The sequence below is a fragment of the Sphingobacterium sp. xlx-130 genome, assembly GCF_011007405.1.
GTDB lineage: Bacteria > Bacteroidota > Bacteroidia > Sphingobacteriales > Sphingobacteriaceae > Sphingobacterium > Sphingobacterium luzhongxinii.
The window spans coordinates 337,095-363,577 of the sequence record NZ_WFKN01000006.1; the positions used below are offsets into that span (position 1 = coordinate 337,095).

33 protein-coding genes and 2 pseudogenes are annotated in these 26,483 nt (G+C 39.9%); 18 read left to right on the top strand and 17 right to left on the bottom strand.

Going from position 1 to position 26,483, the window contains the following annotated elements:
• Positions 1–7 precede the first annotated feature (7 nt).
• Positions 8–175, bottom strand: coding sequence for a hypothetical protein (locus tag G7B18_RS12880; protein ID WP_164112110.1), 168 nt, complete (start codon positions 173–175; stop codon positions 8–10).
• A gap of 208 nt (positions 176–383) precedes the next feature.
• Between G7B18_RS12880 and G7B18_RS12885 the strand changes: the two genes are divergently transcribed.
• Positions 384–851 carry a PA2169 family four-helix-bundle protein gene (locus G7B18_RS12885; protein WP_164122885.1) on the top strand — a complete coding sequence of 156 codons (468 nt, stop codon included), beginning with the start codon at positions 384–386 and terminating at the stop codon, positions 849–851.
• A 42-nt stretch (positions 852–893) separates the two neighbouring features.
• Here the strand turns inward: G7B18_RS12885 and G7B18_RS12890 are convergent, their stop codons facing one another.
• Both G7B18_RS12890 and G7B18_RS12895 read right to left on the bottom strand, forming a co-directional pair.
• A complete protein-coding gene (locus G7B18_RS12890; protein ID WP_164122887.1) occupies positions 894–1,556 on the bottom strand; it encodes a response regulator transcription factor in 663 nt (220 codons plus the stop codon).
• Between the two features lie 9 nt (positions 1,557–1,565).
• A complete protein-coding gene (locus G7B18_RS12895) occupies positions 1,566–2,630 on the bottom strand; it encodes a hypothetical protein (RefSeq protein ID WP_164122889.1) in 1,065 nt (354 codons plus the stop codon).
• A gap of 416 nt (positions 2,631–3,046) precedes the next feature.
• Here G7B18_RS12895 and G7B18_RS12900 point away from each other — a divergent pair, with 416 nt between their 5' ends.
• Positions 3,047–3,544 (top strand): RNA polymerase sigma factor, encoded by a 498-nt coding sequence (locus G7B18_RS12900; RefSeq protein WP_164122891.1) that lies wholly within the window; start codon positions 3,047–3,049, stop codon positions 3,542–3,544.
• 61 nt (positions 3,545–3,605) lie between these two features.
• Here G7B18_RS12900 and G7B18_RS19235 read toward each other — a convergent pair whose 3' ends face one another.
• Complete coding sequence (locus tag G7B18_RS19235) at positions 3,606–3,818, bottom strand: SDR family NAD(P)-dependent oxidoreductase (RefSeq protein WP_262886625.1); 213 nt, start codon at positions 3,816–3,818, stop codon at positions 3,606–3,608.
• 364 nt (positions 3,819–4,182) lie between these two features.
• On the opposite strand from G7B18_RS19235, the gene G7B18_RS12910 reads away from it, so the two are divergent.
• The 5 genes from G7B18_RS12910 (at position 4,183) to G7B18_RS19420 (ending at position 10,069) form a co-directional block, all read left to right on the top strand.
• Positions 4,183–5,301 (top strand): hypothetical protein, encoded by a 1,119-nt coding sequence (locus G7B18_RS12910; RefSeq protein ID WP_164122893.1) that lies wholly within the window; start codon positions 4,183–4,185, stop codon positions 5,299–5,301.
• Positions 5,302–5,361: 60 nt separating this feature from the next.
• A complete protein-coding gene (locus tag G7B18_RS12915) occupies positions 5,362–7,614 on the top strand; it encodes a bifunctional alpha,alpha-trehalose-phosphate synthase (UDP-forming)/trehalose-phosphatase (protein WP_164122895.1) in 2,253 nt (750 codons plus the stop codon).
• Entirely contained in the window at positions 7,586–9,391 is a 1,806-nt protein-coding gene (locus G7B18_RS12920) for a glycoside hydrolase family 15 protein (RefSeq protein WP_164122897.1), read from the top strand. Before G7B18_RS12915 ends, G7B18_RS12920 begins: the two co-directional genes overlap by 29 nt.
• A 247-nt stretch (positions 9,392–9,638) precedes the next feature.
• Positions 9,639–9,857 (top strand): hypothetical protein, encoded by a 219-nt coding sequence (locus tag G7B18_RS12925; RefSeq protein ID WP_240452856.1) that lies wholly within the window; start codon positions 9,639–9,641, stop codon positions 9,855–9,857.
• Between the two features lie 95 nt (positions 9,858–9,952).
• Positions 9,953–10,069, top strand: coding sequence for a hypothetical protein (locus tag G7B18_RS19420; RefSeq protein ID WP_370659333.1), 117 nt, complete (start codon positions 9,953–9,955; stop codon positions 10,067–10,069).
• A gap of 239 nt (positions 10,070–10,308) precedes the next feature.
• Here the strand turns inward: G7B18_RS19420 and G7B18_RS12935 are convergent, their stop codons facing one another.
• The gene (locus G7B18_RS12935) at positions 10,309–10,506 is read right to left on the bottom strand and encodes a hypothetical protein (RefSeq protein ID WP_164122631.1); all 198 of its coding nucleotides are present in this window, start codon (positions 10,504–10,506) and stop codon (positions 10,309–10,311) included.
• 347 nt (positions 10,507–10,853) lie between these two features.
• On the opposite strand from G7B18_RS12935, the gene G7B18_RS12940 reads away from it, so the two are divergent.
• From G7B18_RS12940 to G7B18_RS12960, 5 genes are all read left to right on the top strand, one after another.
• Positions 10,854–11,468: a hypothetical protein gene (locus G7B18_RS12940; RefSeq protein ID WP_164122899.1), complete on the top strand. Its 615-nt coding sequence runs from the start codon at positions 10,854–10,856 to the stop codon at positions 11,466–11,468.
• A 240-nt stretch (positions 11,469–11,708) separates the two neighbouring features.
• Complete coding sequence (locus G7B18_RS12945; RefSeq protein WP_164122901.1) at positions 11,709–11,912, top strand: hypothetical protein; 204 nt, start codon at positions 11,709–11,711, stop codon at positions 11,910–11,912.
• A 332-nt stretch (positions 11,913–12,244) separates the two neighbouring features.
• Positions 12,245–12,322: a four-helix bundle copper-binding protein gene (locus G7B18_RS19135; RefSeq protein ID WP_240452864.1), complete on the top strand. Its 78-nt coding sequence runs from the start codon at positions 12,245–12,247 to the stop codon at positions 12,320–12,322.
• 146 nt (positions 12,323–12,468) lie between these two features.
• Entirely contained in the window at positions 12,469–13,677 is a 1,209-nt protein-coding gene (locus G7B18_RS12955) for a glycosyltransferase family 4 protein (RefSeq protein WP_164122903.1), read from the top strand.
• A gap of 10 nt (positions 13,678–13,687) precedes the next feature.
• On the top strand, positions 13,688–14,785 hold the full coding sequence (locus G7B18_RS12960; protein WP_164122905.1) for a hypothetical protein: 1,098 nt from the start codon (positions 13,688–13,690) through the stop codon (positions 14,783–14,785).
• A 3-nt stretch (positions 14,786–14,788) separates the two neighbouring features.
• On the opposite strand, the gene G7B18_RS12965 is transcribed toward G7B18_RS12960, so the two are convergent.
• The gene (locus G7B18_RS12965; RefSeq protein WP_164122907.1) at positions 14,789–16,255 is read right to left on the bottom strand and encodes a glycoside hydrolase family 130 protein; all 1,467 of its coding nucleotides are present in this window, start codon (positions 16,253–16,255) and stop codon (positions 14,789–14,791) included.
• A 50-nt stretch (positions 16,256–16,305) separates the two neighbouring features.
• Positions 16,306–16,641 (bottom strand): CinA family protein, encoded by a 336-nt coding sequence (locus G7B18_RS12970; RefSeq protein WP_164122909.1) that lies wholly within the window; start codon positions 16,639–16,641, stop codon positions 16,306–16,308.
• 93 nt (positions 16,642–16,734) lie between these two features.
• Here G7B18_RS12970 and G7B18_RS12975 point away from each other — a divergent pair, with 93 nt between their 5' ends.
• Both G7B18_RS12975 and G7B18_RS12980 read left to right on the top strand, forming a co-directional pair.
• Positions 16,735–17,169, top strand: coding sequence for a hypothetical protein (locus G7B18_RS12975; RefSeq protein ID WP_164122911.1), 435 nt, complete (start codon positions 16,735–16,737; stop codon positions 17,167–17,169).
• 60 nt (positions 17,170–17,229) lie between these two features.
• Positions 17,230–17,481 carry a SemiSWEET transporter gene (locus G7B18_RS12980; RefSeq protein WP_164122913.1) on the top strand — a complete coding sequence of 84 codons (252 nt, stop codon included), beginning with the start codon at positions 17,230–17,232 and terminating at the stop codon, positions 17,479–17,481.
• A 13-nt stretch (positions 17,482–17,494) separates the two neighbouring features.
• Here G7B18_RS12980 and G7B18_RS12985 read toward each other — a convergent pair.
• Positions 17,495–17,812 (bottom strand): annotated as a pseudogene (locus G7B18_RS12985) (DJ-1/PfpI family protein); the annotation flags it as partial.
• A gap of 541 nt (positions 17,813–18,353) precedes the next feature.
• Here G7B18_RS12985 and G7B18_RS12990 point away from each other — a divergent pair.
• Positions 18,354–18,854, top strand: a complete 501-nt coding sequence (locus tag G7B18_RS12990) for a hypothetical protein (RefSeq protein WP_164122915.1) — start codon at positions 18,354–18,356, stop codon at positions 18,852–18,854.
• Positions 18,855–18,926: 72 nt separating this feature from the next.
• Here G7B18_RS12990 and G7B18_RS12995 read toward each other — a convergent pair whose 3' ends face one another.
• Both G7B18_RS12995 and G7B18_RS13000 read right to left on the bottom strand, forming a co-directional pair.
• The gene (locus tag G7B18_RS12995) at positions 18,927–19,604 is read right to left on the bottom strand and encodes a MarR family winged helix-turn-helix transcriptional regulator (protein WP_164122917.1); all 678 of its coding nucleotides are present in this window, start codon (positions 19,602–19,604) and stop codon (positions 18,927–18,929) included.
• Between the two features lie 10 nt (positions 19,605–19,614).
• On the bottom strand, positions 19,615–20,079 hold the full coding sequence (locus G7B18_RS13000) for an SRPBCC family protein (RefSeq protein ID WP_164122919.1): 465 nt from the start codon (positions 20,077–20,079) through the stop codon (positions 19,615–19,617).
• A 196-nt stretch (positions 20,080–20,275) separates the two neighbouring features.
• Between G7B18_RS13000 and G7B18_RS13005 the strand changes: the two genes are divergently transcribed.
• Both G7B18_RS13005 and G7B18_RS13010 read left to right on the top strand, forming a co-directional pair.
• Positions 20,276–20,842: an RNA polymerase sigma factor gene (locus G7B18_RS13005; RefSeq protein ID WP_164122921.1), complete on the top strand. Its 567-nt coding sequence runs from the start codon at positions 20,276–20,278 to the stop codon at positions 20,840–20,842.
• 2 nt (positions 20,843–20,844) lie between these two features.
• A complete protein-coding gene (locus G7B18_RS13010; protein ID WP_164122923.1) occupies positions 20,845–21,660 on the top strand; it encodes an anti-sigma factor domain-containing protein in 816 nt (271 codons plus the stop codon).
• Between the two features lie 56 nt (positions 21,661–21,716).
• Here the strand turns inward: G7B18_RS13010 and G7B18_RS13015 are convergent, their stop codons facing one another.
• From G7B18_RS13015 to G7B18_RS13025, 3 genes and pseudogenes are all read right to left on the bottom strand, one after another.
• Complete coding sequence (locus tag G7B18_RS13015; protein ID WP_164122925.1) at positions 21,717–22,547, bottom strand: ferritin-like domain-containing protein; 831 nt, start codon at positions 22,545–22,547, stop codon at positions 21,717–21,719.
• 21 nt (positions 22,548–22,568) lie between these two features.
• Complete coding sequence (locus G7B18_RS13020; RefSeq protein ID WP_164122927.1) at positions 22,569–23,285, bottom strand: ferritin-like domain-containing protein; 717 nt, start codon at positions 23,283–23,285, stop codon at positions 22,569–22,571.
• A gap of 524 nt (positions 23,286–23,809) precedes the next feature.
• A pseudogene (locus G7B18_RS13025) lies at positions 23,810–23,905 on the bottom strand (5'/3'-nucleotidase SurE); the annotation flags it as partial.
• A 37-nt stretch (positions 23,906–23,942) separates the two neighbouring features.
• On the opposite strand from G7B18_RS13025, the gene G7B18_RS13030 reads away from it, so the two are divergent.
• Complete coding sequence (locus G7B18_RS13030; RefSeq protein ID WP_164122929.1) at positions 23,943–24,299, top strand: hypothetical protein; 357 nt, start codon at positions 23,943–23,945, stop codon at positions 24,297–24,299.
• Between the two features lie 101 nt (positions 24,300–24,400).
• Here the strand turns inward: G7B18_RS13030 and G7B18_RS13035 are convergent, their stop codons facing one another.
• From G7B18_RS13035 to G7B18_RS13050, 4 genes are all read right to left on the bottom strand, one after another.
• Positions 24,401–24,769 (bottom strand): SPW repeat protein, encoded by a 369-nt coding sequence (locus G7B18_RS13035; RefSeq protein ID WP_164122931.1) that lies wholly within the window; start codon positions 24,767–24,769, stop codon positions 24,401–24,403.
• A 10-nt stretch (positions 24,770–24,779) separates the two neighbouring features.
• Positions 24,780–25,043 carry a hypothetical protein gene (locus G7B18_RS13040; RefSeq protein ID WP_164122933.1) on the bottom strand — a complete coding sequence of 88 codons (264 nt, stop codon included), beginning with the start codon at positions 25,041–25,043 and terminating at the stop codon, positions 24,780–24,782.
• A gap of 166 nt (positions 25,044–25,209) precedes the next feature.
• On the bottom strand, positions 25,210–25,395 hold the full coding sequence (locus G7B18_RS13045) for a CsbD family protein (protein ID WP_079640579.1): 186 nt from the start codon (positions 25,393–25,395) through the stop codon (positions 25,210–25,212).
• 453 nt (positions 25,396–25,848) lie between these two features.
• Positions 25,849–26,343, bottom strand: coding sequence for a hypothetical protein (locus G7B18_RS13050; protein ID WP_164122934.1), 495 nt, complete (start codon positions 26,341–26,343; stop codon positions 25,849–25,851).
• Between the last annotated feature and the right edge of the window lie 140 nt (positions 26,344–26,483).

The window sequence follows — 26,483 nt, forward strand, 5'->3', positions numbered from 1 at the left end:
AAGAAGCTTAAACCCTAGGATCTTTTTTAAAAAACACAAAATAGATAATGGCCAACACGACTACAGCAATTACAATCGCCCAGATGATCCCCTGCCCCGCTGGCTTGTCATCGGGTTCATTTTTGACTACTTCCGGTATTCCATTCTCGTGCTCTGGTATAACGTTTTTTTCCATGACTAAAACATTTTTTAGTTGTGATATTACTTGTTGAACAGCTTTAAGCTATTTTAGTTTGCATTTAGTCCCTTCTTTTTTTATCTAGTAACTGCAACATACTTATTGCGGTTTTTCTCGTTTACACCCTAGTGTTTATACCCTATTTTGAATATCTTCCCAACTATATTTCCATACGACTGTCCTCTAGAGTAAAAAATATAAAGACATGAAAAACGTACATCAAGAAACAGCAGGTTTGCTAAATCAGTTGATAGAGATCAACAACGATCGTATTGAAGGCTATGAAAAAGCCATTTCATTACTTCCTACGGACGGCAACTACGGTTTGCAAGCTACATTCGAAAAATACAGAGATCAATCGATCCAATTTAAAAATGACTTAATTCCTCTTGTATTTCGGGAAGGCGATAAACCAACAGATGAAACTAAAACCAGCGGTAAATTATTCAGGACTTGGATGGAAATAAAATCCGCAATAGCCCCTTATACAGCAAAAGCAATATTAGAAAGCTGTGAGCGTGGCGAAGATGAATTTAAGAAAGTTTATCAGGACGTTATTGAACAATCGCAGCTAGCTCCGTTAAATATGCTATCCATCATTCAGAGTCAAGCCAACCTACAATTACAAGCCCATGACCATATTCGAGATTTGCGCGACAATATGAATTCGTAGATTGAAAGAGGAATGCCATCTCGATGTGACGGCATTCCTCTTTCAATCTACGAGCCTATTTATAACTGCATATTTTATTAATGAAGCGGAATTTTTAACCCCTGCTTTTTCAATGAGATTCTGCCGATGCCCTTCAACCGTTCGTTTACTTAAAAATAGCTTGTCCGCTATTTCTACGTTTGTGTATCCTTCACTAATCAGTTGCAATACCTCTAGTTCTCTTTCGCTCAATTCCACATCAGTCGTGGAGGTATCTTTTTCATAACTCGCAAAACCAGACTCCTGTGCCATCACCCGTTCGAGTAAAAGCATAGCCAGCTCTTCACAAAGGTAACGCCCGCCATTAGAAATATGGTTAATAGCAAATAAGAGTTCATCATAACTTACATTCTTGACCAAATAACCCTTTGCACCCTTTTCAAACGCCTGCGATACGTTCTGCGTATTGTTCAACATGGATAATACGATAACTTTCACTTTTGGATACTGTTCGACCAATTTTTCAGTAAGCTGAATACCATCCATTCCCGGCATATTGATATCCGTAATAATAATATCCGGAATAACATTCTGCTCCAAATAAGCAATCGCTTCTTGGCCGTTATTGGCTTCGGCGATCACTTGTACATTCTCTTGTGTGTCTAATAATAACTTAATTCCATTACGTACCACCAGGTGGTCCTCTACTAAAATTATCTTAATCATATAATGACCTTAATTATACATGGTTATTTTTAACTGACTATTTTCTAAAACTCGATTTACCTCCATAGCACCATCGTATAGCGCAATACGATTACGGACATTATGTAACAGGGCTTCTGGATAGTGATGAGCACTGCTATTCAATGCGCGTCTGGATTCACTCAAATTAATATTTATTTTATTTCCCTTTACAGCGATTGTAAGCGAAGCTTCATACGGCAAAACATTTTCTTTCCAGCTCTGCAATAAAGACTGCACTACCCGATAACAGCAAAACTGAAACTCTGGTGACTTATCTTTAATGCGGGGATCGATCTTATAACGAAGATCATACCCCAATCGCTTTACAGCAAATACCATATCTTCCATAGCGGGCAAAAATCCCATATTTACAAATACATTAGGCAATAGATCGTTCGAAAGTTCGGTAATCTTACGTATGGTATCGTTTAGTCGCTTTTTTAAAGCTGTTATTTCACTTTCATAACCGTGCGTGAGTATAAAATTCTGCATGCTTACCCGCAATCCATAGAGCTCTTGAGCGATATCGTCTCGTAATGTCAAGCCGATCTGGGCTAACTCTGCTTCGTACATGTCAAAAAAGGAACGATACAGTGTATCAAACTTATCCGTGGTGAGCGTAGCAAAACTATCGACCTCATCCAAAAGAACCACACTATACCCCACTTCTTCCTTACTTATATTTACTTTTTTAGAATACAGGCTTACCCAGCCCTTTCCCTTCCCACCTTTAGAAAGTTGGATGTAAGATAGCACGGAAAGATAGTCTGGATTGGAATTCTTAAAAAAATGGTTTAACCGTACTTTCTCCTTAGTACTAAAAAACTTAAAAAGGGAAAAGCCCGTCATGTCATGCCCATCTGCATGTCCTACCCTGTCTGCCAGCTGTCTATCTGCTTCAATAATCTCGTACGCATTATTCAGTAGCATCCTTCCCCAGGCGCCGTGTGGAAATACCTCCTTTATTACAAAAACTTCATTCGGCGAATTATTAAGCATTAATTTCGACCGTTCGAAAAGTTCCTGTTCTTCTTGCTTTTTATTTATTGCCATCCAATTATTAAAATTACACGATTACTAATAAAATGATAAAATGTTGAGGTATTACCGTTTTGAAGCAAAAATCAAACCCATTATCTCCTGTTTAATACCCATTATACACTTTTTTTTTGCGGTTTATACGTAGCAAAAATTATTTCCACCTAAACTTGTTGGCACAAATACGGTTTTTACACCTCTTATCTTTCAAAAGATAATTAACTTGATGGAGAATTCTTAAAATCGAAAAACAACACAAAATACTAATAAACAGTATATTAAGAAAAAAAAGACACCTTAAAAGCATTACAGGTATTTTACACGCGGGTACCATAGCTACGCCAACAAAATCTGTTTAGGCCATAATTCTGCACCATATTTGATGTAACCCAATGAACACAACAACAGTTACAACTTAAAAGAATATCGATATGAGAACAGCAGAATTAAACTTAACAATTTTAGAGAACAGTCCTATTCTCAATAGCATCGCTCAGAAATTCACCAGTGATCCATATGAAAAAGAAGAACTTGTTCAGGAGACATTTATCCGTTCGCTGAAATCATTAGATAAATTCATTCACAATCCCAAACTTATAGCTTGGCTATATACCATAATGAAGAATATCTATATCAATAAATACCGCAGACAAGTCAAATTTAGAGCCATAGAGTCCGAGCTCCAAAACGTACCACACTTCGAAAGTAAGTCTTTTAACAGAGGAGAGTCAAAATTTGTAATGGAAGATATTCAAGGAGCACTTTCCAAACTACCTGCCTCCAACTACGAAGCTTTTACCATGTTTGTAGAAGGATACAAATACAATGAGATAGCTGATCATTTGCAGGTGCCTGAAGGAACAGTAAAGACACGAATACATATGGCGCGCAAATTGCTCAAAGAAGATCTAAAAGGCTACACCGCTTAATTATTAAGTCACTGCTGATTTCGAAGTGTGTTTCTTCAGATTGAAGGAGCACACTTTTTTATTATATAGTCGCCCTTCCTCCTGTTATAGGCACAGTAGCACCCGATATATAAGAAGCAGCTTCCGAAGCCAATATAACATATACAGGCGCTACATCTTCTATTTCTTCTTTATAGCATATCACAATATCGGCTCCCTCACGGGCAATAGCGATAGCTACAGCCTTTCCTATTCCCGAATCGCCTCCTGTAATAATCACCGTCTTATCGGTCAATACCCCTTAACCTTGATATCTTTCTTCACCATGGTCGGGTCTAGGGTTCATCTTGCCAGTCACACCATTTGATAGGCTGAGGCTGCCTATCAAATGGTGGTTGAGCAAATTTATGGATCGGGTTGTTATCTTCTGCTTTCATAGTTATCTGTTTTCAATCCATAATCTGTCTCTAAAAAAGTTACCTATGAACAATACATGTCTGACATAGTCAGACCAAAATACATATACGGGTATTTACCTCTATTCGTTAACCGTAGTAAATACCTATTTAGAGGTTAATTAATGCTTGTTGTAAACTTTCACATTCTTTATAACGTTTTTATATTACTACAATAAATCAAACATCTAAAAATTTATGCTCATGAGAACATTAGACACGACCCTATTTCAACAACTTATTGATGAAGAAGCATCAATTTGCCTTACGGTGTATATCCCTGTAGGCCGAGAAGTAGCGGATGTCAGTAGTAATATTCTTCAGTTGAAAAACCTAATCAAAGAAATCAGATCTTCAAACATCGACAATATCGAAGTATCTTCACTCTTATCTACTCTAGAAAAAAAGGCAGATGATACAGAACTATTCAAAGGACACGAAGGTTGTATAGGCTTCTTTTTATCGTCGAGAGGACTTTACGAAATTGTTTACCTACCGGCCTGCAGTGATGCCTTTTATCAGCTGGACGAGGTTTTCTATGTAGTACCGCTCATAGATCTGATTCAAAAACTAGCTCCCTATCAGGTACTGGCGTTAGGAAAAAATACCGTACGGATGTATCAAGGCAATTATTACGGCATAGAGGAGATTGTACTATCTCCAGAGATACCGCGCTCGATGCAAGAAGCACTGGGCTATGATCTTACTGACAATCACCTGCACACGGCTTCCAGAGGTTCAACGACCATACATGGCTATATGGAGATAACCGATGAAAAAGATATTGATAATCAGCGCTTTTTCCGAATAGTAGACAATACGATATACGAGTATTACAGTAAACCCTATGATCTTCCTTTATATCTAGCCACCATCTCCGAAAATCTAAACCTTTTCAAGAAGATATCAAAAAATCCAAAATTACAACATGAGCATATTGAACTATCCGCAACTACAGCTTCCAATGCCGAATTACTTGATGCTGTAAAACAGATCATAGATGATCGACATTCGCACGAATCGGCAGAAATTGTGCAATTGTTCAAAAAAGCAAAAGCTGAAAATCTTGCAACAGATCAGCTAAGACAAGTTGTCAAACAAGTGATGGATGCCCGTGCAGAGCATCTTTTATTGGGTAAAAGTAGAAAAATATACGGGAATGTCTTTTTGGAGGAACGCGCTGTCAAACCAGATCCACAAAGCAGTAAAGACATCTTAAACAGATTAGCTATACTGGCTCATAAAACCGGCGCAAAAATACATATTATACACCCTGGAGATTTCCTACTAACAGAAGGTGCAGCTAGTATAGCGCGCTACTAATACCTGGACATAGTCTATTCTTCCGATCATATAGGTCTACGACCTGTTACCTTACCTTTTATGCAAAAAAAAAGAACCATAATTATTTCCAATCGATTACCTATACGTATTGAAAAACGTACGAATAAATTACATTTTATACCGAGTGAAGGGGGCTTAGCAACGGGGTTGGGATCTTATTACAAAACCGGTAGTAATGTATGGGTAGGTTGGCCTGGCTACATTCCCGAAAATGAAAGTGAAGAACAGTTAATTCGTACGGAGCTTGCCAAACTTAATCTTATTCCCGTTTTTCTTAGTTCAGAAGATCTAGAAGGATATTACGAAGGTTTTTCCAATGAGATACTATGGCCTATTTGCCACTATCGCTTATCCTACGCGGTATTCGACAAATCCTATTGGCTTGCTTACCAAAAAGTAAATCAGCAGTTCTGTGAAATTATCTTAAATCAAAACATTACTTCCAAAGACGAATTGTGGGTACACGATTACCAGCTCATGTTACTACCACAATTACTCCGTCAACAACGAAATGATTTGACGATAGGCTATTTTCAACATATACCCTTTCCTGCAGACGAAATATTTCGTTGTATCCCTTGGCGAAATGAACTTTTAAAAGGTCTGTTAGGTGCAGATTTAATAGCCTTCCATACCTATCATGATGCCCAGCACTTTCTAAATTCTTGTTTGAATATCTTGGGCCTTTCATCTAAGAATAGTAGTGTACGCTGTCGTGACCACCGTATACAAGTAGAAGTCTTCCCCATGGGGATAGATTTCGATAAGTTTGAACAGCTGTCCCGATCCGATATTGTTTTGACCAAGGTACAAATGCTTAAAGAACAATACCAGAAGCATAGATTGATTTTATCGATCGACCGCTTAGATTACAGCAAAGGGATTTCAGAGCGTTTATCTGCCTACGAAGGTCTATTACAACATTATCCCGAGCTGCGCAATAAGGTGGTGTTATATATGTTAGTCGTTCCTTCGCGAGACAACGTGCCTCAGTACAAGCTACTTCGAGATGAAATAGATCGTATGGTCGGACACATCAACGCCGTTTATGGTTCGGATGAGTGGACGCCGATTACTTACTTCTACAACTCATTGCCTATTGAAGATATTTCGGCGCTCTATGTGGCGGCCGATATTTGTTTGGTCACATCCCTCCGGGATGGAATGAATTTGGTTTGCAAAGAATACATTGCCAGCAAAGCACAAGATCACAATGGAGTGCTTATCTTAAGCGAATTTGCAGGTGCAGCGAAGGAACTACCTGAGACTATACAAATCAACCCGAACGCTATAGAAGACATTATGCAAGCGATGCATCTCGCGATCTATATGCCCAGAATGGAACGACAGCAACGCATGCGGAGCAACGTAGCAATTGTTAAAAAATTCAATATCTCACATTGGGTAAAATTATTTTTCGTAAGGTTGCACGAGGTAAAAAGCGAACAGAAGGCATTGGCTAGTCGTAAAATGCAGGGCGCTACACTCAAAAAGTTGACCGATAAGTTTCAACAAGCCAGTCGGCGTCTATTTTTTTTGGACTATGACGGTACTTTAGTCGGATTTAAAAATGAAGCCAGTGCAGCTAAACCTACCGCTCAGGTAATGGAGTTACTGGCTAACCTTCAGAGCGATGAAGCCAACCAGATCACTATAATAAGCGGACGGCAGCATTCCGATCTCAATAAATGGTTTGGAGACAAAGGCTACTATCTTATCGGTGAACACGGAGCCTGGAGCAACGTACCAGATGGTCTATGGCGCGATAAACCCAGTATGCCTACCAATTGGAAACCTCCTGTGAGACGCATTATGGCCAAATTTACCGACCGAACTCCTGGCTCTACAATAGAAGAGAAAAACTATTCGTTGGCATGGCACTACCGCAAGGTGCATACCGGACTAGGTATGATGCGTGCCCAAGAACTTGCTGATGCGCTTCGATACCTTCTACCGCAATATGACCTACAGCTGCTCATGGGTGACAAGGTAATTGAAATCAAAATAAATAGCCTGAACAAAGGAAAATCTGCTCTAGAAGTTGTAGCACACCACAAGCCCGATTTTATCTTTGCCATTGGTGACGATTCTACCGATGAGGATATGTTTTACGAACTGCCAGACTGGGCAGTTACCATCAAGGTAGGTAATAAGCAGACCTTAGCACGTTACTACATCGAAAACCAAGAAGACGTAATTAAGCTACTGCAACAGTTGACTCCACAAACTACAAAATCATTAGAACAATCTATAAACACATCCAATGACAACACAAAAACATATTTACAATAGCGGAATAATTGGAAATTGTGCTTACATAGCCCATGTGGGCAAAGACAGCAATATCAATTGGTTATGCTGGCCATCTTTCGAAGATTCCTTTGTATTCGGCACTCTTTTGGACGAACACAAAGGAGGTCGATTTAGTGTTACACCACCCAGCGGCATTAAACATTCAAGCCAGTACTATCTAGAAAACACCAATATACTGTGTACCACCGTTGAGAGTGCCGAAGGAAGCTACCGGATTACCGACTATGCACCACGCTTTGAACAGTACGAGCGTTATTACAAACCACTTATGTTGATCCGTAAGATAGAGCCCATATCAGGACATCCCAAAGTACGTGTAGTCTGCGATCCAAAATACCACTATGGAAAATCTTCTTTTCAAAAAAATAGAGGTAGCAACCATGTTCAGTTTGAATGTGGCGATGTTAAAATACGTCTTGTTACAAATATGCCTACAAGCCATTTCTTCGACGATATTGCTTACTTAATTAACAAACCCGTTTACCTAATTCTTACATTTGGCTATCCTTTTGAGGCCCCTATCGAACGTACGGCCGAAGAATTTTTGACGCGGACACGTCAATACTGGCATCGCTGGGTAAAAAATGCTTCCATACCGTCCTTTTACCAAAAGGAAGTAATACGATCCGCTCTCGCCTTAAAACTACATCAATATGAAGACACCGGGGCTATCATTGCAGCCAGTACCACTAGCTTACCAGAACACCCCGGTGCAGGTCGAAATTGGGACTACCGATTCTGCTGGGTTCGCGACAGCTACTATGTACTCACTGCTTTAAGTCACATCGGTCATTTTGAAGAAATGGAAAAATATGCTTCTTACATCGCCAATATCACCCAATCCGATGTAGGAAGGTTACAACCCTTATACGGGATCCTTGGGCAATCCAAACTAGAGGAAAAAACATTAGATTTTCTTAACGGCTATATGGGAAACACCCCCATCCGCATCGGTAATCAAGCCTATGAGCATATTCAAAATGATGTATATGGACAGGCTATGATCGCTTTACTCCCACTTTTCACCGACCATCGCTTTCGTCATCAGAACACTGGATTTGCGGCTCAATGGACCCGCTTCATCCTTCAAAAAATGGAACTTACCATAGATGAAAAGGATGCTGGCATATGGGAATTCCGAAACATGGAAAAAAGGCATTGCTACTCCAATCTTTTCCAGTGGGCAGGCGCTACAGCAGCGCTAAAAATAGCCCGCCAATATGGACTGGAAGATATATCGACTCAGGCCAATACTATACGTGAGCGCGCTATACAGCATATTGAAAGTTGTTACGATGCGCAACGAAAGGTATATACCAATGCGCAAGACAACTCCGATCTCGATGCGTCTACCCTACAGTTGATCATGATGGGGTATTTAGACCCCAGTTTACCCAAAGCGAAAGAACACTTAATCGAGCTCGAAAAAGTTTTAAAGGGTGAGCAAGGCCTTTTTTACCGTTACCTGCATAAAGATGATTTTGGTCGCCCCAAATCTACATTTCTGGTATGTGCGTTTTGGTATGTAGAAGCTTTAGCTTGTGTCGGTCGTTTGGATGAAGCCCAAGAAGTCTTTAAGCAACTCTTATCATTTAGTAACCACCTCATGCTATTCAGCGAAGATGTAGACGACCAAGACGGCAGTCAGTGGGGTAATTTCCCGCAAGCTTACAGCCATGTCGGTCTTGTCAATGCCGCATACCGCATCGCTATCAAATTAGATAATCCAACATTCTTTGATGGCCCGTACGAATGATACATTTTATACGCAGCTAAAGGGGTAAATACTTGTAGCGAACACGTAGATTCCGGATCCAAATAGGTAGTCTTCCGCATAATTTTGGTCTATTTTTTGAAGTGGTATAAGCAAACAACTCAACATACTATTATGAATATACAAGATTTGAAAATTACGACAGGCCAAATGAGAAGCTTGATTATTGCGATGATCAATGTTGATAGTGACGATTCAAAAGAAAAATCAAAAAGTATGGCAAAGAATCATGGAAAACAGATTAAAGACGATGCCAAGTATGAGGCAATACCTCGAGTTGGAGCTAGTAAAGAAAAAGCAGCCCGATATCGGTAGAAAAGTAGGAAAAAGTAGCCCTATGGGCGAACGTACAAAAGTCGAACTATTATACGAAGCAAAAAAGATCAGGATTAAGCGACGACATGATATGACCAAAGCCAAATTGATTGACGCTATTCGTAACCATTAGTTATGCCGACAATAGATCATATAACACCGGATTCAGAAGCCTTGCACGAAGCAGGGCTTCGTTATGTTTCGTGCTAAGGAAAATGCTATCAACGTGTGCGTCATGGAAAGCACTTTAAATACCTCGATCAAAACAGCAGTCTTACCCAAAAAGCCCAGACGTTGGCCCGTATCCAGGCATTGGTGATTCCTCCTGCTTGGCAGCAAGTATAGTTATGCGTTACGGCCAATGGCCACATTCAAGCTACGGGGATCGATGCACGCCTTCGCAAGCAGTGTCTGTACCATCCCCCCTATATCCAGGAAAATTACCTCCAAGGAAAATTAGACAATTGGATAAAGCGGATCTCCAAAGCTCCTGATCGTCCATCCACGGACGCCGCATACAAAAAAAGCTCATGCAGCTTATCCAAGCAACAAGTTACATTGGATAAACTTTCACACCTGATTCATTACCTTTTTTTAACGCTATCCCTATCTACAGTATCCGGTATGCCATACCTTACTTCATCATTCGGATTGATATTGTACCTTGTTTTATCGGATTCCGTCACAGGGCCTGGCCCTACTGCTTTTTCCTTTTTAGAAGGACCGCATGCCGAAAGCAACAATACAGTGATACCCAATCCAAAAAAATAAATCGCTTTCATACGCTTTGCTATTTTGTTTCTTTAAGTGAACAGATCAGTTGCTTATTTGTTAAGATTAAACCTCAATTAACGTAATAACACCCAATTGCGACGTTTAAATACGTAAAACATTACGAAAAATAAATTAATATCTAATTTTTGAATGGTACTCCTTAAAAGAATTCATCTATGTTTGTTGTACTTTTTACATCCGTATTTTTTATTTACCGTTTTTGTCGTGATGTATAGCGCAAAACCTATTCACAATTGAATAAACAAATAACATCAAACCTATTAACACAATATTTATCAAAAAACACGTTAATTCTAGTAAGATTTCTAGGAATAAAAAAGAAGGATTCTATTTTATGAAAAATACCGATGGACAGATTGTGGAGGCATCCTTACAAACCATTGACAATTTGATCATTACGGATACCAGTCTAACCATTATCGCGGTAAGTGAGTCTGTAGGCCTTTTTACTAAATCAAACACACAGACCATTTTAGGTCTACCTTTGGAAGATTTCTTTAAGTCGCTTTGGATGGGCGATTGCAATAAATTTTCACATACCGTGCAAGCCCTACTGGAAAAAAGAATCCCAAGCCAAGTATTTTCTAAAAGAATAAACTACAACCGCTATTATTTCAAACTCAGTCTAAGCAAAGGCCGGGTATACATCGAATGGGAAGAGCAGCATCACAAGCACATTTCGGTCTCCCGCATGAATGAGCTAGGCTCTCTTTTTGACGAGATCTGTACCAACAATTGGCATTTTCTGTGCAAGGCGTTGTACAAGTTGCTCAAATTCGAGCGGGTATTTGTTCTTCAGATTCAGGAGACCTGCCATAGTCAAGTTATTGCAGAACATCAAAAGACTTCTAAAGCCGATTTTATCGGCAAGGAGTTTGCCGAAACTTTCTTACCTAACGCAGCTATAGCTTATTACAAAAACCTATCCTACCGCTACATACCTGATTGAGAACAAGTCAATCAAAAACTATACAGCCTAGAACCCCATATACATTTATTATGCAGCCAGCTCGCTCCTCCTCCCCGATTACATCAAATTTATCTTAAGACTTTAGGCGTATCATCGGCCTTGTTCTTTCCACTTTACCTAGAGAATGAATTCTGGGGCTTAGTCATCGTACAGCACTCAAAGCCCAAGAAAGTGGATTTGCAGCAACACAAACGCTGTACTTTTATCGTAGAAAGCGCCATGAATAAATTTGAAAATCTCTTCAAACAAGATCTGATCGAACACAATCAACAGCTTATAACCGCCGACAATATCCTAAAACAATCCTTAGCCAGCAACAAGACGATCAATTGTGCCTTGGTGCAACATATGGATCTCCTGTGCGAGATGCCGATTACCGCTCCTTTTCCACCCTCCATGTTATATTACTTACACTCCTTTTAAACCAAATACGTTTTTATGTGTTCGTTGATCGTTAGCTATTTATTTTTTAAACGATAAATCACAAGATCATGAAAGAGAAAATGCAAGAATGTATCGAGAAATGCTTAGCCTGCGCGAGCGCCACTATGCAATGTGCGTCAGCCTGCCTTAATGAGTCCGAAATCGAAATGTTGCGCGATTGTATTCTAATGAACCTCGAGTGTGCTACCGTCTGTAAAGCGACTGCAGAGTTGATGCAACTGGACAGCAACAACCGTCATGCCTTGTGCGAATTATGCGCGAATATCTGCACCGCCTGTGCCGAAGAATGCGAGCAGCATGCCGCTCATGGGATGGAACATTGCCGTGAATGCGCTCGCCTATGCCGTGAATGCGCGGAGATCTGCATGTCGATGAGCGCAGTGGCGTAGCATATCCCCATAGCGACTGTATCACAAGCGAAGTATTTATACGGATAGTAAAGATTTAATACGGCATTTTATATTTTCGCCCTTTTTGCAACAACATAGTCGTTCATTTTCTGTTCTTTATAATAGAAACGAAAAACAAAGTCACTATGAATATCGCCATTATCGGAACATACCCACCTAGGCAGTGCGGTATTGCTACATTTACGCAGGATTTATTCAAATCCTTACAGCAAGACGCTTCTTTAGCGCCGGCTATCATAGCCATCTCGGATGGTAGCGAAGATTTCTTTCCATCCGAAGTATTCATTAGTATTGAAAAAAACAAAATTGCCAGCTATCTACAGGCTGCCAAACAGATCAATACGGCTTTTGATGCGGTAATAATCCAGCACGAGTACGGCATATTTGGCGGTGAGAGTGGCAATTACATCGTGAATTTTGTGCAAGAACTTTCCATACCTGTAATTACGAATTTTCATACGGTGCTCCAATACCCTAGCCCTACAGAACTTCGCGTACTCCAACAACTCTCCGAGTACAGCCAGAGTATTACCGTCATGACCGACACTGCCGTAGAAATGCTCAAACGCATCTACCACATCACTCCGCGAAAAATAGAACTTATTCCTCATGGTGTACCTTATTTTGCCTACAATCAAAGCGAGGCCAAGCAACAACTTGGCCTCGCGGGCAAAAAGGTTATGTTCAGCTTCGGTTTTTTGGGCCCGAGCAAGGGGTTCGAGACAGCTATTGAAGCAGTAGCCGCTGTACCACATGATGATTTTGTTTATATTATTTTAGGTAGCACACATCCCAATATATTACGGGACGCGGGCGAAGCTTACCGCGAATACTTACTGGCAAAAGCACAAGAATTGGGTATTTCCGAAAAGGTGCACTTTATAAACGAGTTTGCCTCCGAAAAGCTGCTAACACAGTACCTTAGCGCCTGTGACATTTATGTTACCCCATACCCGAACGAGAATCAGATCAGCAGCGGTACGCTTTCCTTCGCGATTGGTGCAGGTGCCGCCGTGGTATCTACGCCATACTGGTATGCCAAGGATCTCTTAAAAGACGACCGAGGTCTGTTGTTCGACTTTAAAGACAGTAATGCCCTCAGCTTGATTATCCGTGCTCTTTTAGAGGAGCCACAACTATTAGCTAAGTACCGGTACAATGCTGCCCGTTATGGTGCATCCATGAGCTGGAGCAAGGTAGGCAAACTACAGTCCAAACTTCTCCAACGTATAGTAACAAAAGATGTACCTGTGGCTATGACATTACCCCGCAGCAGTGCAAAACACACTATCAACAATCTGTTACGTACCTCTACTCATAAATTGTCCTCTTAAGTAATAAGCGATGAAACAAGAAGTAAATACAGTCGACTCACTTTTCGAATTTGGGGTCTTACAAGAGATTATTCCGGAGCTTCCTCCTTTTGATCTCTCTCATATCCGACGAATGACAAATCAGGTATCTATCGTGCAGCATGCAACCTACAGCATACCTAATTACAGACACGGTTATTGCCTGGATGACACGGCTAGGGCCTTATTATTGACTACCTTGTCCACTCAGGCACATCCGTCCTGCGAATTTAAAGACCTGGCCTATACCTATCTTGCTTACATCCACTATATGCAGAGAGACTGCGGCAGATTCCGCAATCTACTTTCCTTTGATCATCAATTTTTAGATGAGTATGGAACAGAAGATAGCTACGGGCGTACCTTATGGGCCTTAGGTCACTTTCTCCGCTATACCCAGGATTCTGAACTGGTCTTCCTTGCTGAAGAGATACTGCACAAGGCCTTGCCCCACTGTGTCGCCCTAAAATCTGTAAGGGCGGTTAGTTACACGCTTTTGGGGTTACAGCACTACCATGCTTCCAACCGCTCGGACGATAAGATTTTACTCTATATAAAGCAACTCAACTATTATTTATTGGACGAATACAAGGGCAGTCACAGTCCCGATTGGAATTGGTATGAGCAGATACTTGCCTATGATAATGCTGTTATTCCTTTAGCAGTATTACGTAGTGGCATACTACTGAAGCAGGAGTCCATGATTACGATAGGCCGACAGACAGCAGCATTCCTCGAAGGCCTGATATTCGAAAAAGGGTATCTCTCCACCATTGGCAATGAAAGTTGGTATGTGCGGGGAAGCAAACGTAGTATATTTGCCCAGCAACCGATAGAGGTTCCATCGACTATACTTATGTACAAAGAGCTGTTCAGACTATATGGCAACAGCAGGTATAAACAGCGTATGATCCAAAGCCTACAATGGTTTTTCGGAAAAAATGAACTCGGTATACCCTTGTACGACGCTGTCACTAAGGGATGTTGCGATGGCTTAGAACGATTCGGGCTAAATCTCAATCAAGGGGCAGAGAGTAGCATTAGCTTTTGGCAGGCTTACCTATATGTTTGTTATAATCTTGAAGATTAGCCGTTAACAATCCGTAAGCGCATCCAACAAGTCATCTAGGCATATCGTGGCATAGGTCGAAGCATGATCAGACATGGCGTAGGGAATCACCAGATGCCCTTTGTGAATGAGTTGCCCGCAGGAATATACCACATTAGGAACGTAGCCTTCACGTTCCTCCGTATTGGGATAGAGCAAAGGCTGATTGAGTTTGCCTACTATTTTGGTCGGATCCTCCAGGTCTAAAAGAATCGCTCCCAAGGTATATTCCCGCATAGGGCCTACACTGTGGGTCAATACCAACCAACCTTTGGACGTCTCTATGGGCGAGCCACAATTGCCTAACTGTACATACTCCCATGGGAATTCGGGCTCCTTGAGCAATGTTACTTCCTGATGCCAGTTTATCAGATCGTCCGAAAAAGCGATATAGTTGCTTTCACCATCCACTCTGCACAGCATCGCATATTTGCCGTGTACTTTTCGCGGGAATAGTGCTGCACCTTTGTTGGCAATCTTCCCATTGATCGGCTGCACTTTAAAATGCACAAAATCCTTTGTGGAAAGCAATTTAGGTAAGATTGTAAGACCATCATACGCTGTATAAGTTGCATAATAAATCGGCCTTCCTCTTTCATTGATAAATCGTACAAAACGTGCGTCTTCGATACCGTTTTTCTCCGTGTCCGAAATGGGAAAGATAACCCGTTCGGACAATGAAGAATCCAATGAATAGGTCATTTCATAATGCGAAGAAGCTAGCCATAATATATGTGTCATTAAGTTCTGTCCTTCGATATCCAGCTTATTCTCCTGTTGGATTTCTGTAATATATTGGCGCAACTCTTCATAGGTAAAACTGGGCGCCATCTTACCCTCAATTTTATCCAACATTTCCTTTACCGGATCATGAATCTGCAACAGTTTATCCAAAAAATCTGCTTTCTGATAACGGTGACTTTTTACCTGCTTGGGCTTCTCCAACAATCCCCCCACCTCTTCGACATGAATCTTTAAATCACGATCGATTATTGCAGATCTAAACACGATAGAAGATACATGTCCTTCGCCAGTGGCCCTAAAGCTGAGGATGATCCGTTTTTCTCCATCTCTCAACTGGGTCTGATCTGGAGACTCTACGATTGAGGGATTGAAAAATGCCGCTGCTTCTACCGAATATTCCATCGTAAAATAGGCTCCAATTAATAAGCGCTCCTGATCCGAATACTCCCGATCACGTAACTTATCCTCCAATAACCTACCTGCGGTACGTTGAAAATTCCGTTCCCAGATGTCAAGTACGCTTCGATGCCGCTTAGAAAAGTTGCGTAGAAGCTGATTGAGCATATCCGTCTTTTGCTGCTTAGAACTCTTTAAAATTCGGTATACAATTTTTGTTGTACGCTCCACGCTAAGGTTGAAATATCGCGCAAGCACCCTTTTCGAATCGGGCTTGAAGTATATGTTTTTACGGACTACTTGTAAGGACATGATATGATTTATTTAAATTATAACCATCCTTTACCGTATTTAGTTTTCGATTAGACTACTGTTTTTTTTTCTTTCGCCTTAGCCGCCAGCCATTTTGATAGATCAGACAATATACCGTTACAGGTTTTTACAATTATTTCAGCGGCATTTCCCTTAAATTTTCTTTTATAGATGACGGTACTGTCTTCCAGTCTAAATGCATAGTATACGGTACCTATCGGACGTTTTTGTTTGGGATTCTCCGTCTCATAAGCAAGTCCCGTCACGCTGACATACACCTGTGCTTGAGGAAATCGCGCCCGCAGTCCATCTAGGATCCTTAAAGTAGCTACAGCAGATTCCGCACATATCCATAGATATTTACATTTGCATAGCTCCCAACTCATATTCAGGTATTTTGCTTACTCTTTTCAGTATTTAATCCGGCAACCAATGCATTATCCAAGCGTTCACACAGCAAACATTTAATACTAGAAAACATGAAAGAGCAAGCAAATGAAGTTACCATGCGACCAGGTCTCATCGTAGCGATTAGTTTAGTGGGCAATAATCCAGGCATGCCGGGCGAAGATGATGCTGCACCTTATTCTTCTCAAAAAACAGAAGAATCCACGGAACTGTCTCCAGACCGGAAAGGCGTAGAGAACTTACCTCCAGAACAACCCGATGTATATCCATTAGAACGGGAGACACCGGAGATCGATGAAATAAAGGAAAATGAACCGACCGAACAGCCCGACATGGATCCTATGGAAGCGCCCGTACCCGATATTGATGAAATAGAACCCGACACCGACCGTGAGATCGATACCCCTTATCTGGAACCGGACCAAGATCGGGACAATATCGATCGGGATCCAACCGTTCAGCCTGGTACCGATCCGATGAAAGAAGACAACTCTCAGATTATCTAACCGTAAAAGACCATCGAGCAGCAGCTTGATGGTCTAGGTATATTAACAAACTATTTACTTATGGAAATGCTAATCGGTATCACGGCGGGAATACTAACCTCCCTATCTATGCTGCCCCAACTTATCAAAGTCATAAAAGAAAGAGACGTACAGACATTATCTCCTGTTATGATAGTCGTATTACTGGCGGGAGTATCTTTATGGGTATTGTATGGATTCATAAAATCCGAATGGCCTATTATCTTATCCAACGCATTCTCCGTATTGGTCAATACAACGCTGTTGTTCTATTATTTTATTTTTAAAGAATAGTTAATAAGATCTATCAAAGCGGCTTCGGAAAACGGATCAATTCAATCAGTGTTCTAGCCGTTGGTGCAGCAGACATGGGATTCTGTCCTGTAATGAGGTTTTCGTCCAACACCACATGGGCCATAAAAGGTACGACAGCATGACTAAAATCTGCGCCATTTTCCACGAGCCTGGTTTCGAGCTCATACGGAATATTATCTTTGCGCATCACGATCGACTCTTCCATATTGGTAAATGAAGTAAGGCGTCTTAAGTTGAGATATCCGGGTCTACCCACTTCCATAGCAAACAAAGCTGCAGGCCCATGACATACCGCCGCTATCGGCTTTTCCTGATCGACAAATTATACATCTATAGAAGCGCAAGAAATCACTATAAAAATGAGTACCGATAACCCGGAACGAAAACGTAACGGATACTGTACTACCAAATCAGGTATACAAGGATTTACCGAAGCCCTACGAAAAGAAATCAATACTTAATACATTCGCGTATCCCTCATCGAACCTGGGCCTGTGGGACACATATGAAGCCTTCTTCTCACGAACAACAACGCGAACTAGAAGAAAAACTGGAAATACTAAATCAGAAGACATTGCTCCGTCCAAAGAATTTATATTCGGGTAGGACAGACTTGTGTCGATCGTATTGATGCAAATAAAAGTCCTGCGACAATTTATATAAGATCATGTACGATGATCTTCCTTGAAAAAACAATGTTAGTCCGAGAGTTTGCAATATTGCTAAAGTGAATTTCTTTCCGTAGCTTCCGTTGTTATTTATCCTTTTCCTTCCGACAAAAAGGTTATATAGAATCGAAATAGGTAGGTAGGTAGTCCGCATAGGAAACCAGAAAATTAAATCATATCACTATGAATACAGCAATTTACTATGGACTTGGTCTACTTACCAGCAGCAGCATGGTCTTACAATCCAATATCGAGCGTTTACGCCAAAATTATCCATTGGCCGTAAAGGATAAAAATGTTTGTAAGGCCGAAATCGAACAACTGCAAGATACAAAAGCTACTAATCCTTTAGAGATGGCCTATCATGGCGCTTATCTAATGGTATGGGCAGATCACCTAAGCACCCCGATATCCAAACTCAACAGCTTCAAAGATGGAAAAAAGCTGATAGATGCCGCCCTGAAAAAGCGTTATGGGGATCCAGAAATTCACTTCCTGAGGCTTACCATCCAACAAAACGCTCCTGCCATACTCAATTACAACAAAGATATCCAACAAGATACCAATCAGATCATAGAACACTGGGATTCCATTGCTTCCAGCAAACTAAAAACACAGATAAAAGATTTCCTTCTTTTGCACAAGCTAGTAGATAATAAAGTACTTAATGTACTGAAAACCTAGAACAGTAGAAAAGTCGACAAACATATTATTTAAATCCTTTTAAGCATTTTCAGAATATCTTATTGATTCATACTAAACGGATGAGGCTTGCGCTTCTTTATAAGTTTGGTAGGCAATATCAAGTAATGAGTCACTATTTAAGCTTTGCCTGTATAAAGCATGGTGAAAATCATTAAGTTTGCTCAAAAGCTTAATTAAATCCATTTTCTCTGTTTTCGTCAAATTACCTGTCACAATATGTGTTGCTTGTCTGATCCGGTCCATCTGATGATTTAATACACGTCCCCCCTCTTCAGTAATCATAATCACTTTTCTTCTTCTGTCGGTACTGGATTCCCTTTGACTCACCCAGCCCTGATTGATTAAACGATTGATAATCTGCATCCCTACAGGCTTCTCATGTATATTCTTTTTTATAAGCTCCATTTTGCTCATTGCTCCAAAGGCTTGTAAATTTATCAGATAAATAAACTCTTCCTGGGTAGAAAAAGAAGAACCTGCTATAGCTGATTTTGAATAGCTCTTTGCATAACGATTCATATGTACCAATAAGGTACTTATAGCGCTTTCTGCACTTCTTCCCTTTTCCTTACCAAGCCAAATAGGCTCCACTTCGATACCGTGATTGGGAGACTTGTCCGAGATCCAACGTTGAAAACCTTGTATATTTTGAGGATAGCCATCCGCTAAAGATTCCACTTCAAACTTCTCTAAAAGTCCGATAACATCTTTCATTAAACTATACTTCATACCAATAAACTTATTGTAGGCTGTTGAACTTTGATTCTAAAACCTGGTATCGATAATCAAATATTTCATTTAGCTTCTTTTTCACAAACAGCTCATGTGCCAATTGACCAAAAATTCCCGTAGGCAATATATACCGTACACTATCTTTCATAAGCACCCCATCGCCGTTGGGGATAAATTGATGAGTGTGTTCCCAAAGTTTGTACGGTCCCCTTTCTTGAAAATCTACAAAACTTTTTTTTGTATCAACATGCGTTATACGAGTTCTCCAACGCATCGGTATCCCGAATATCGGAACCACCCTATAATCGATCTGCATACCTTCATAGATAGACTCTTCAAGGTTTTTGGACAATACCTCAAATTGCATTTTAATAGGGGTAATATTTGCTAAATTATGTGGATTAGAAAAAAAATTCCAAGCTGTATCAACATCACAAGATAATTGTTGCTCTCTATATAACAGATACTCCATATCTCAAGAAAAAACTAAATCAGAAAAACAAGTACAAATATATACTATATTACTTTAATTTAGTAACTAGCCTATATTCGGACATACATACTGTTCTTGAGTACTTTGGACGAGTTACATTGCCTAGGCACGCACGATTAAAACAAATTCAGTCCTATTCTCATTTTTTTTACTATTTTTGATGAAATAATTACCCTTGAGCCCAATAAACTACTTGTCTGAAGATGATCTGATTGACCTTTTACAAAAAAAGGATCAACGTGCATTTCATTATCTTTATGACAATTATGCGGGAGCTCTCTACGGCGTAATATTACGTGTAGTGACAGACAAAAATTATGCAGACGAAGTGCTGCAGGATACCTTCGTCAAAATATGGACTCATGGCTATCAATTTGACCGGGAAAAAGGAAGATTATACACCTGGATGTTGAATATAGCTCGCAACACAGCTATAGACTATATTAAATCTAAGCGTATCCGTAACGATCAAAAAAACCAATCGCTCCAAGATATCGTAAATAGTGAAGAAAAAGTTAGTTTTGTCAGGACAGATATGGAAGAGCAATTAGGACATATAGGAATCAATTCCGTGATTGATAAATTAAAACCGGAATGGCAGATACTGATTAAAATGGCCTATTACGAAGGGTACACGCAACAGGAAATAGCAGAAGAGCTAAGTATACCTCTAGGTACGGTCAAGACTCGCGTAAGAGCGGCGTTAATGCAATTAAAGTTTGTTTTAAAAGAGTACAGATAATTGTGGATATAAAAGAGTACATATCGTCTGGCATTATTGAATCGTATGTAATGGGACTCGCTTCAGAAGAAGAGGTGAGTGTCTTGGAGTGCATACGCCTCAAACACCCCGAGGTACAACTTGCAATACGAGAGGCTCAAGTGCTGCTGGAAGATCTAGCGACAACTCAAGCAATATATCCTGAAGCTAACTTAAAACAATCTGTATGGGATAAAATACAGGAAGTAGAAGTTAGGTCTAAAAACGTTGAGATATCTGACGACGATAAGGATATCGCCGCAGCAGAATTTAAGACCTCCGAAAAGCAAGAAAGCACACCGCCTACACGCTATTTTGTAGCTGCTTCTGTTGTATTGGCCCTTAGCCTACTAGGTAACCTCTACCTCTATCAACGTACCGAAAAATTGGGTAGCACACTAGTCGAAATAGCTAATAACCAACGGGAGACCGAACTAAAACTACTGGAATCCGAACGAAAATGGGCATTATTAAATCGTCCAAGCGTACATACCGTAACTTTAAATGGTGTAGAATCTCATCCTTCACTAAGAGCATTTGTATTATGGGATAGCCAAGAATCTACCGTATATCTTTCCGCTGCGTCCTTACCTAAAGCACCTAAAGGAAAACAGTACCAGCTATGGGCATTAGTAGATGGAGTCCCAGTGGATGCAGGCGTAATACCTAGTCAAAACAATGAAGTACTAGTACGCATGCGCAATATAGAGCAAGCCCAGGCTTTTGCAATAACACTAGAAAAAGAAGGGGGCACCCCTCAGCCCACCTTGACTGAAATGTATGTCATCGGCAATATATAATACAAAAAATCCACCTCATAGAGATGGATTTAGGGGATTTAAAAAAAACAATTAAACTAACTTTTTATAAATAACTTTGCGATATCCAATACTGCAGTAGCAGTTAATGGTTCATCAAAAGATTGTGTGGCCATATCGAGCGACAATTTGCCCGTCACTCCATTAAGGCCCGTTATATCCACTCCTCCTTGCACTTTATTCTCTTCTCCGTCATACACCGCATCCACTACGGATCCTATTCCCGAGTCATTTGCTCCGGTAATCCAAGGTTTTTGCATCGATGCAGCACCTCCTCTAGCCCGACGCATCTGCCGGATATGCGATGCGTGTCTAGCCTCCACGGAATGAATCTGCAATGCAGCGGTAAGCACCACTTTATTTCCCTTTAATATACCAGCCTGCCCCTTATAGGCACGTACGCCTGTATCTTCAAAGGCTTGCGCCAATGCTAGAAAGGTGTCGTAATTGGTAAAGACGTTAGCAAATGTACCTCCTGCAGTAAAATCAAATGTTGGTTTGGATACCGCATTACTACCTAGTACCTGTTTTAAAAAATTGACATGGGCCACTTCGTGATTCCGTATGGTTGTAATTGCATCCATAGGCTTGCCTGAAGGAACTAGGTTCGACGCAGCAGTGCCTAAAGTGTAATATTCAGCTTCCAAATATTCTAGGGTAAGTGCATAATTTAATACACCGTTTACATCCGTGGGGGTCTGCCCATACGCCCGCTTAAACAAATCATTCAACACAAAAGGCATGGCAGCAATACCAACCTTTTTACCAAAAGACATCATATTACGGATAGCCGCTCTACGTGGGCTCACACGTTCGTTGAACTCAGGGTCTACCTGCGTTACTTGATCAAATATGTCGAACAAATTCATGATTATTATATTTTAATGTGACTAATAGGTAGGAAGATCTTTTGCGTCTATCTTGGTTTTTATATATGGTGCTGCTGCCTGTAGCACCACAGTAGGACTCTTGGCAACATCAAGTCCATTACTGTCCACCACTTCCTGATTTGCAAAGGAGCCATTTTCGATCAGATCTCTGACCAATGCCGCATGTCTCGCCTCTACGGATACGATCTTACCGGCCAATAATAAATAGGCTTCGTTTTTGATGAGCCAGCCTGCACCATTATAAGCAGCTACACCTAAGTCTTCAAACGCTTTGGCTGCTGCCAATACACTGTCTCTAGAGGAGAAATTTACGCTTGAAAAGTTAAATTCTAAATTAGCTATAGCACTTTTACCTAATGCAGCTTTAAAAAACTCACGATGAGCTACTTCGTGATTTCGAATATCCGTAAACAGTGTCTTCTCCCAATCCGAAATTCCAGTGTACGGTTTATTCGCCACTTCAATATAAAAGGCGGCTTCCAATTGCTCTAATGCATATGCATAATTGAGTATAGCTATATCGCCACTCCCCATGTAGTATCCATTCCCAACCATATCTGGGGTATCATCATCCCTTTTGCAACTATACATACCCATTAATGCCATACCAGCTACTCCAGCACCCGCTAGCTTAAGAAAATTTCTTCGCTGAAGCGACTCGCCTGTTTTAGGAATAATTTCCTCTTTAAGGCTTTCATTTGAGATTGTCTTGTTCATAACTATTGCTTTTATTGTTTATAAATGTCTTTCCTCCTCATATACGAACTCTACGTCTAATTGGATTTCCTTTTTTATTACTTTTTTTTAAAAAGTAATAAAAATGTGTAGGTCTCACAGATCCCGTGTACTATTATCTATTTCAAAAGCTGGAGTTACAAAGACCATTTCTCAAAGAAAATTATGGGACAAAGCCAAAGTTTATAGGGGTATTCTACAAATAAAGAGAGGTAAATCAAACAACATGCGTGCAAGTTAATTTTCCTGTATCATGAGCTTTCATCCCATTCTCCTTTACAAAAAAAGCCAGCGTATACTGGCTATTATCATTAGAAAATGCTTAAATAATCTCCTGGAACTTTGTTCGGGAAGGAATTTGATTGATTATTTAACTATAGATATCTAAGCGACCAAAACTTTGATAATGAAGGCAAAGACAGGCGGTCAGTTGGACTGCATTATTAACTTTTCTTTCAGGGTCTTTTCGTCTGTCAAATCGAGACGTAGCGGCGTGATAGATACTAGATTATTTTTACCTCTCCAAACTTCATAGCAACTCTTGCAAGGGCTGCAATTCCTGGGCTATATATACCATCATCGTTAGTGATCAATATTCTCATATTTTTTTAAAAGTATCAGTTCCTTTAGAAACCATAAATGCTTTCTACCAATAAATATTTTATACAACGAGAACAAATAGACGAATCAAACGTTCATTCAAAAAATATACCCTATATCGGTCCAAATCTTCTCTTAGCTCCAGAAGCTGTGATTGATGATGGCTTATTAGACATTGTTATTGTGAAAGAAGAACAGCACGAAGATTTTGCTGCTTATATCCAGAAACTCCTAAAAGGTAAAACATCTGTCTTTCCCTTCAAAACTCTTAAAACCCAAATCGTAAATATCGACTACGCGGGTTCCTATATGCATATTGATGATGAACTGATGCTTCCATTACGAGAACCAATGACTATAGAAGTCCGTAAAAACATATTACAGTTATTGATGTAGGGAGATAAAATCCAACAAAAGACAAATTGTTATAATAAAAAGTTAAGACACGGTTTTTGACAAAGGTAGTACCCCATCAACAAAAAAAAGCCGTAAAGGCTCTAGCTTGGGGAAAGCTCGGAAGGAGTATCTACATGGGTGAATACACCTATTCCAAATAATACTAGTCCTGCAAAAACATGAAATAGAAATGTTTGCCCACTGAAATCGAAAAGCCATGGTGAGATTATCAGGAAAATACCTGCAAGCTTTTCGATTAATAAATGTATCCTTATATTTACCAAACGGATAATACCACCTTCATATGCAGTAAAAAGATTCATTAATGCCAGAAATACGCCAATAAATAAACTTACGCATTTAGCGCTAACCCCATAATTACTTATAAATATGGAAGGTCCTGCAAGCAACAAAGAAACAAGAGAATAATCGATACAGGCATGAAATACACGAGGAATTATCTTTTTCATAACAGAAAATCTAATCGGTTATAAACACAATACCCGCCAATTCGTACTCACTCAGGTTATCTATTGCATCTTGGATCCATAAGATCATAGGTTGATTTAATGGTGCAACGTACCCTCTATTTGTTAGTTTAACGATATATTGATTTACATTACTTACCTCTTCGGGATACCAGTAGATCTGTAGATCCGAAAGCTCATTATTCGACGTTAAGGCGTTATAACCTTTCTGCTTTAATTCATTTAAAAGTGAGTGCGTGACCTTTTTGAACTGCATACCCATATAGAAAATAATTTTACACATTCAATTATTCGCTGTATCAACGAAATACGCTTCTTCATAACAAGTGGTGCTTCCATAGAAACACCACTCGTCGGTATACCGCTTATACCCATTCTAATAATAGATGCTAATAGAAGCGTTCAGCCAATAACCAGAGCCATTACAAATCATTCAACCAACTTTCTACTTCATCTTTGGTCTTACCTGTTTTTTTCTGCAGTCTTCCCAATAATTCATCTTCCTTACCTTCTGCGTACAATAGATCATCATCTGTAAGATCCGCGTACTTTTGTTTCACTTTTCCTTTAAGTTCGTTCCAACGTCCTTTCCAAGTTAATTCGCTCATAATGTTTCTCCTTTATTAATGTAAATTTTAATTGTTGTTATAGATAGAACAGCTGTCCTACAAAAACGTTCAATAAAATTTTACTTTTTTAGGAATAATGTATTAATAAAATCCTTGAACAGCGGATAAGAATAAAAGCCTGAGCCGTAATGCCAAGATAGAGACATTGACACCTACGATATAGATCGCATCAAACAATACACAATAGATTTTAACTTCTTATGAATCCGAAATTCTCTGGTCGCTTTCTATCCTAGCAGATGTAGCTTTACGTAGTAACTACCTTATTTACAGTCCGAATACAAAAAGGGTGCATTTCAATAAAAAAGGGATAGTATCCTACCTTTCCAACGTATTAATACGATTGGCTTCGCTACTTCGTTAGTTTCAACAGCAAACAGACACTGCTGTTATTTACTATTAACGTCTTTATGAGTAGCTCATACTTTCACATTATCGTTTCATTATCTTGCGTATCTCCTGCTGTAAATTAAAGAGTTCCGGCAGTGCAGTAAAGGAAAAATGTGTTATATTCTCCCAACGGTGTTCTTGGACGAGCTCTGCATATAGCTGTATGCTTTTATTGACATGCTCTTCAAATAATTGCAAGTAATCGCTTTCTCGATCGACGTTGTAATTTTCAAAGCCCTTTTTCAACCGATCCAACAATACATCTACATCCTTTTCTGAAAGTTGTAAATCCTTACCCCTACACAATTCAACAGCTTCAGACTGTGTCTCCTTATAATACGATTTCATGCGGAGACATAAAGCCTTTATTTCTTTATTATGACTGTGAGAATGCAGAAGATCAATCATACCCAATCCCTCCGTGCGCATAAATACAATTGAGCGCAGTACGTCGTTTTCTCGCGGATCGCTTTGTGCCTCAGAACGGGGCATCGGAATAATAAATAAAAATAATAATGCCCAAACCTCAATATTCATAACAACCCATTTTCATTAATAGACTTTTCAAGTTAACAATTATCTCGAGAATTTGTTCAACACTATCTTTTGAATCAAATACAACGCGTACTTACAACATCTATAAACCTGTTAAACACCTACTTGCCGAAATAAGCCAG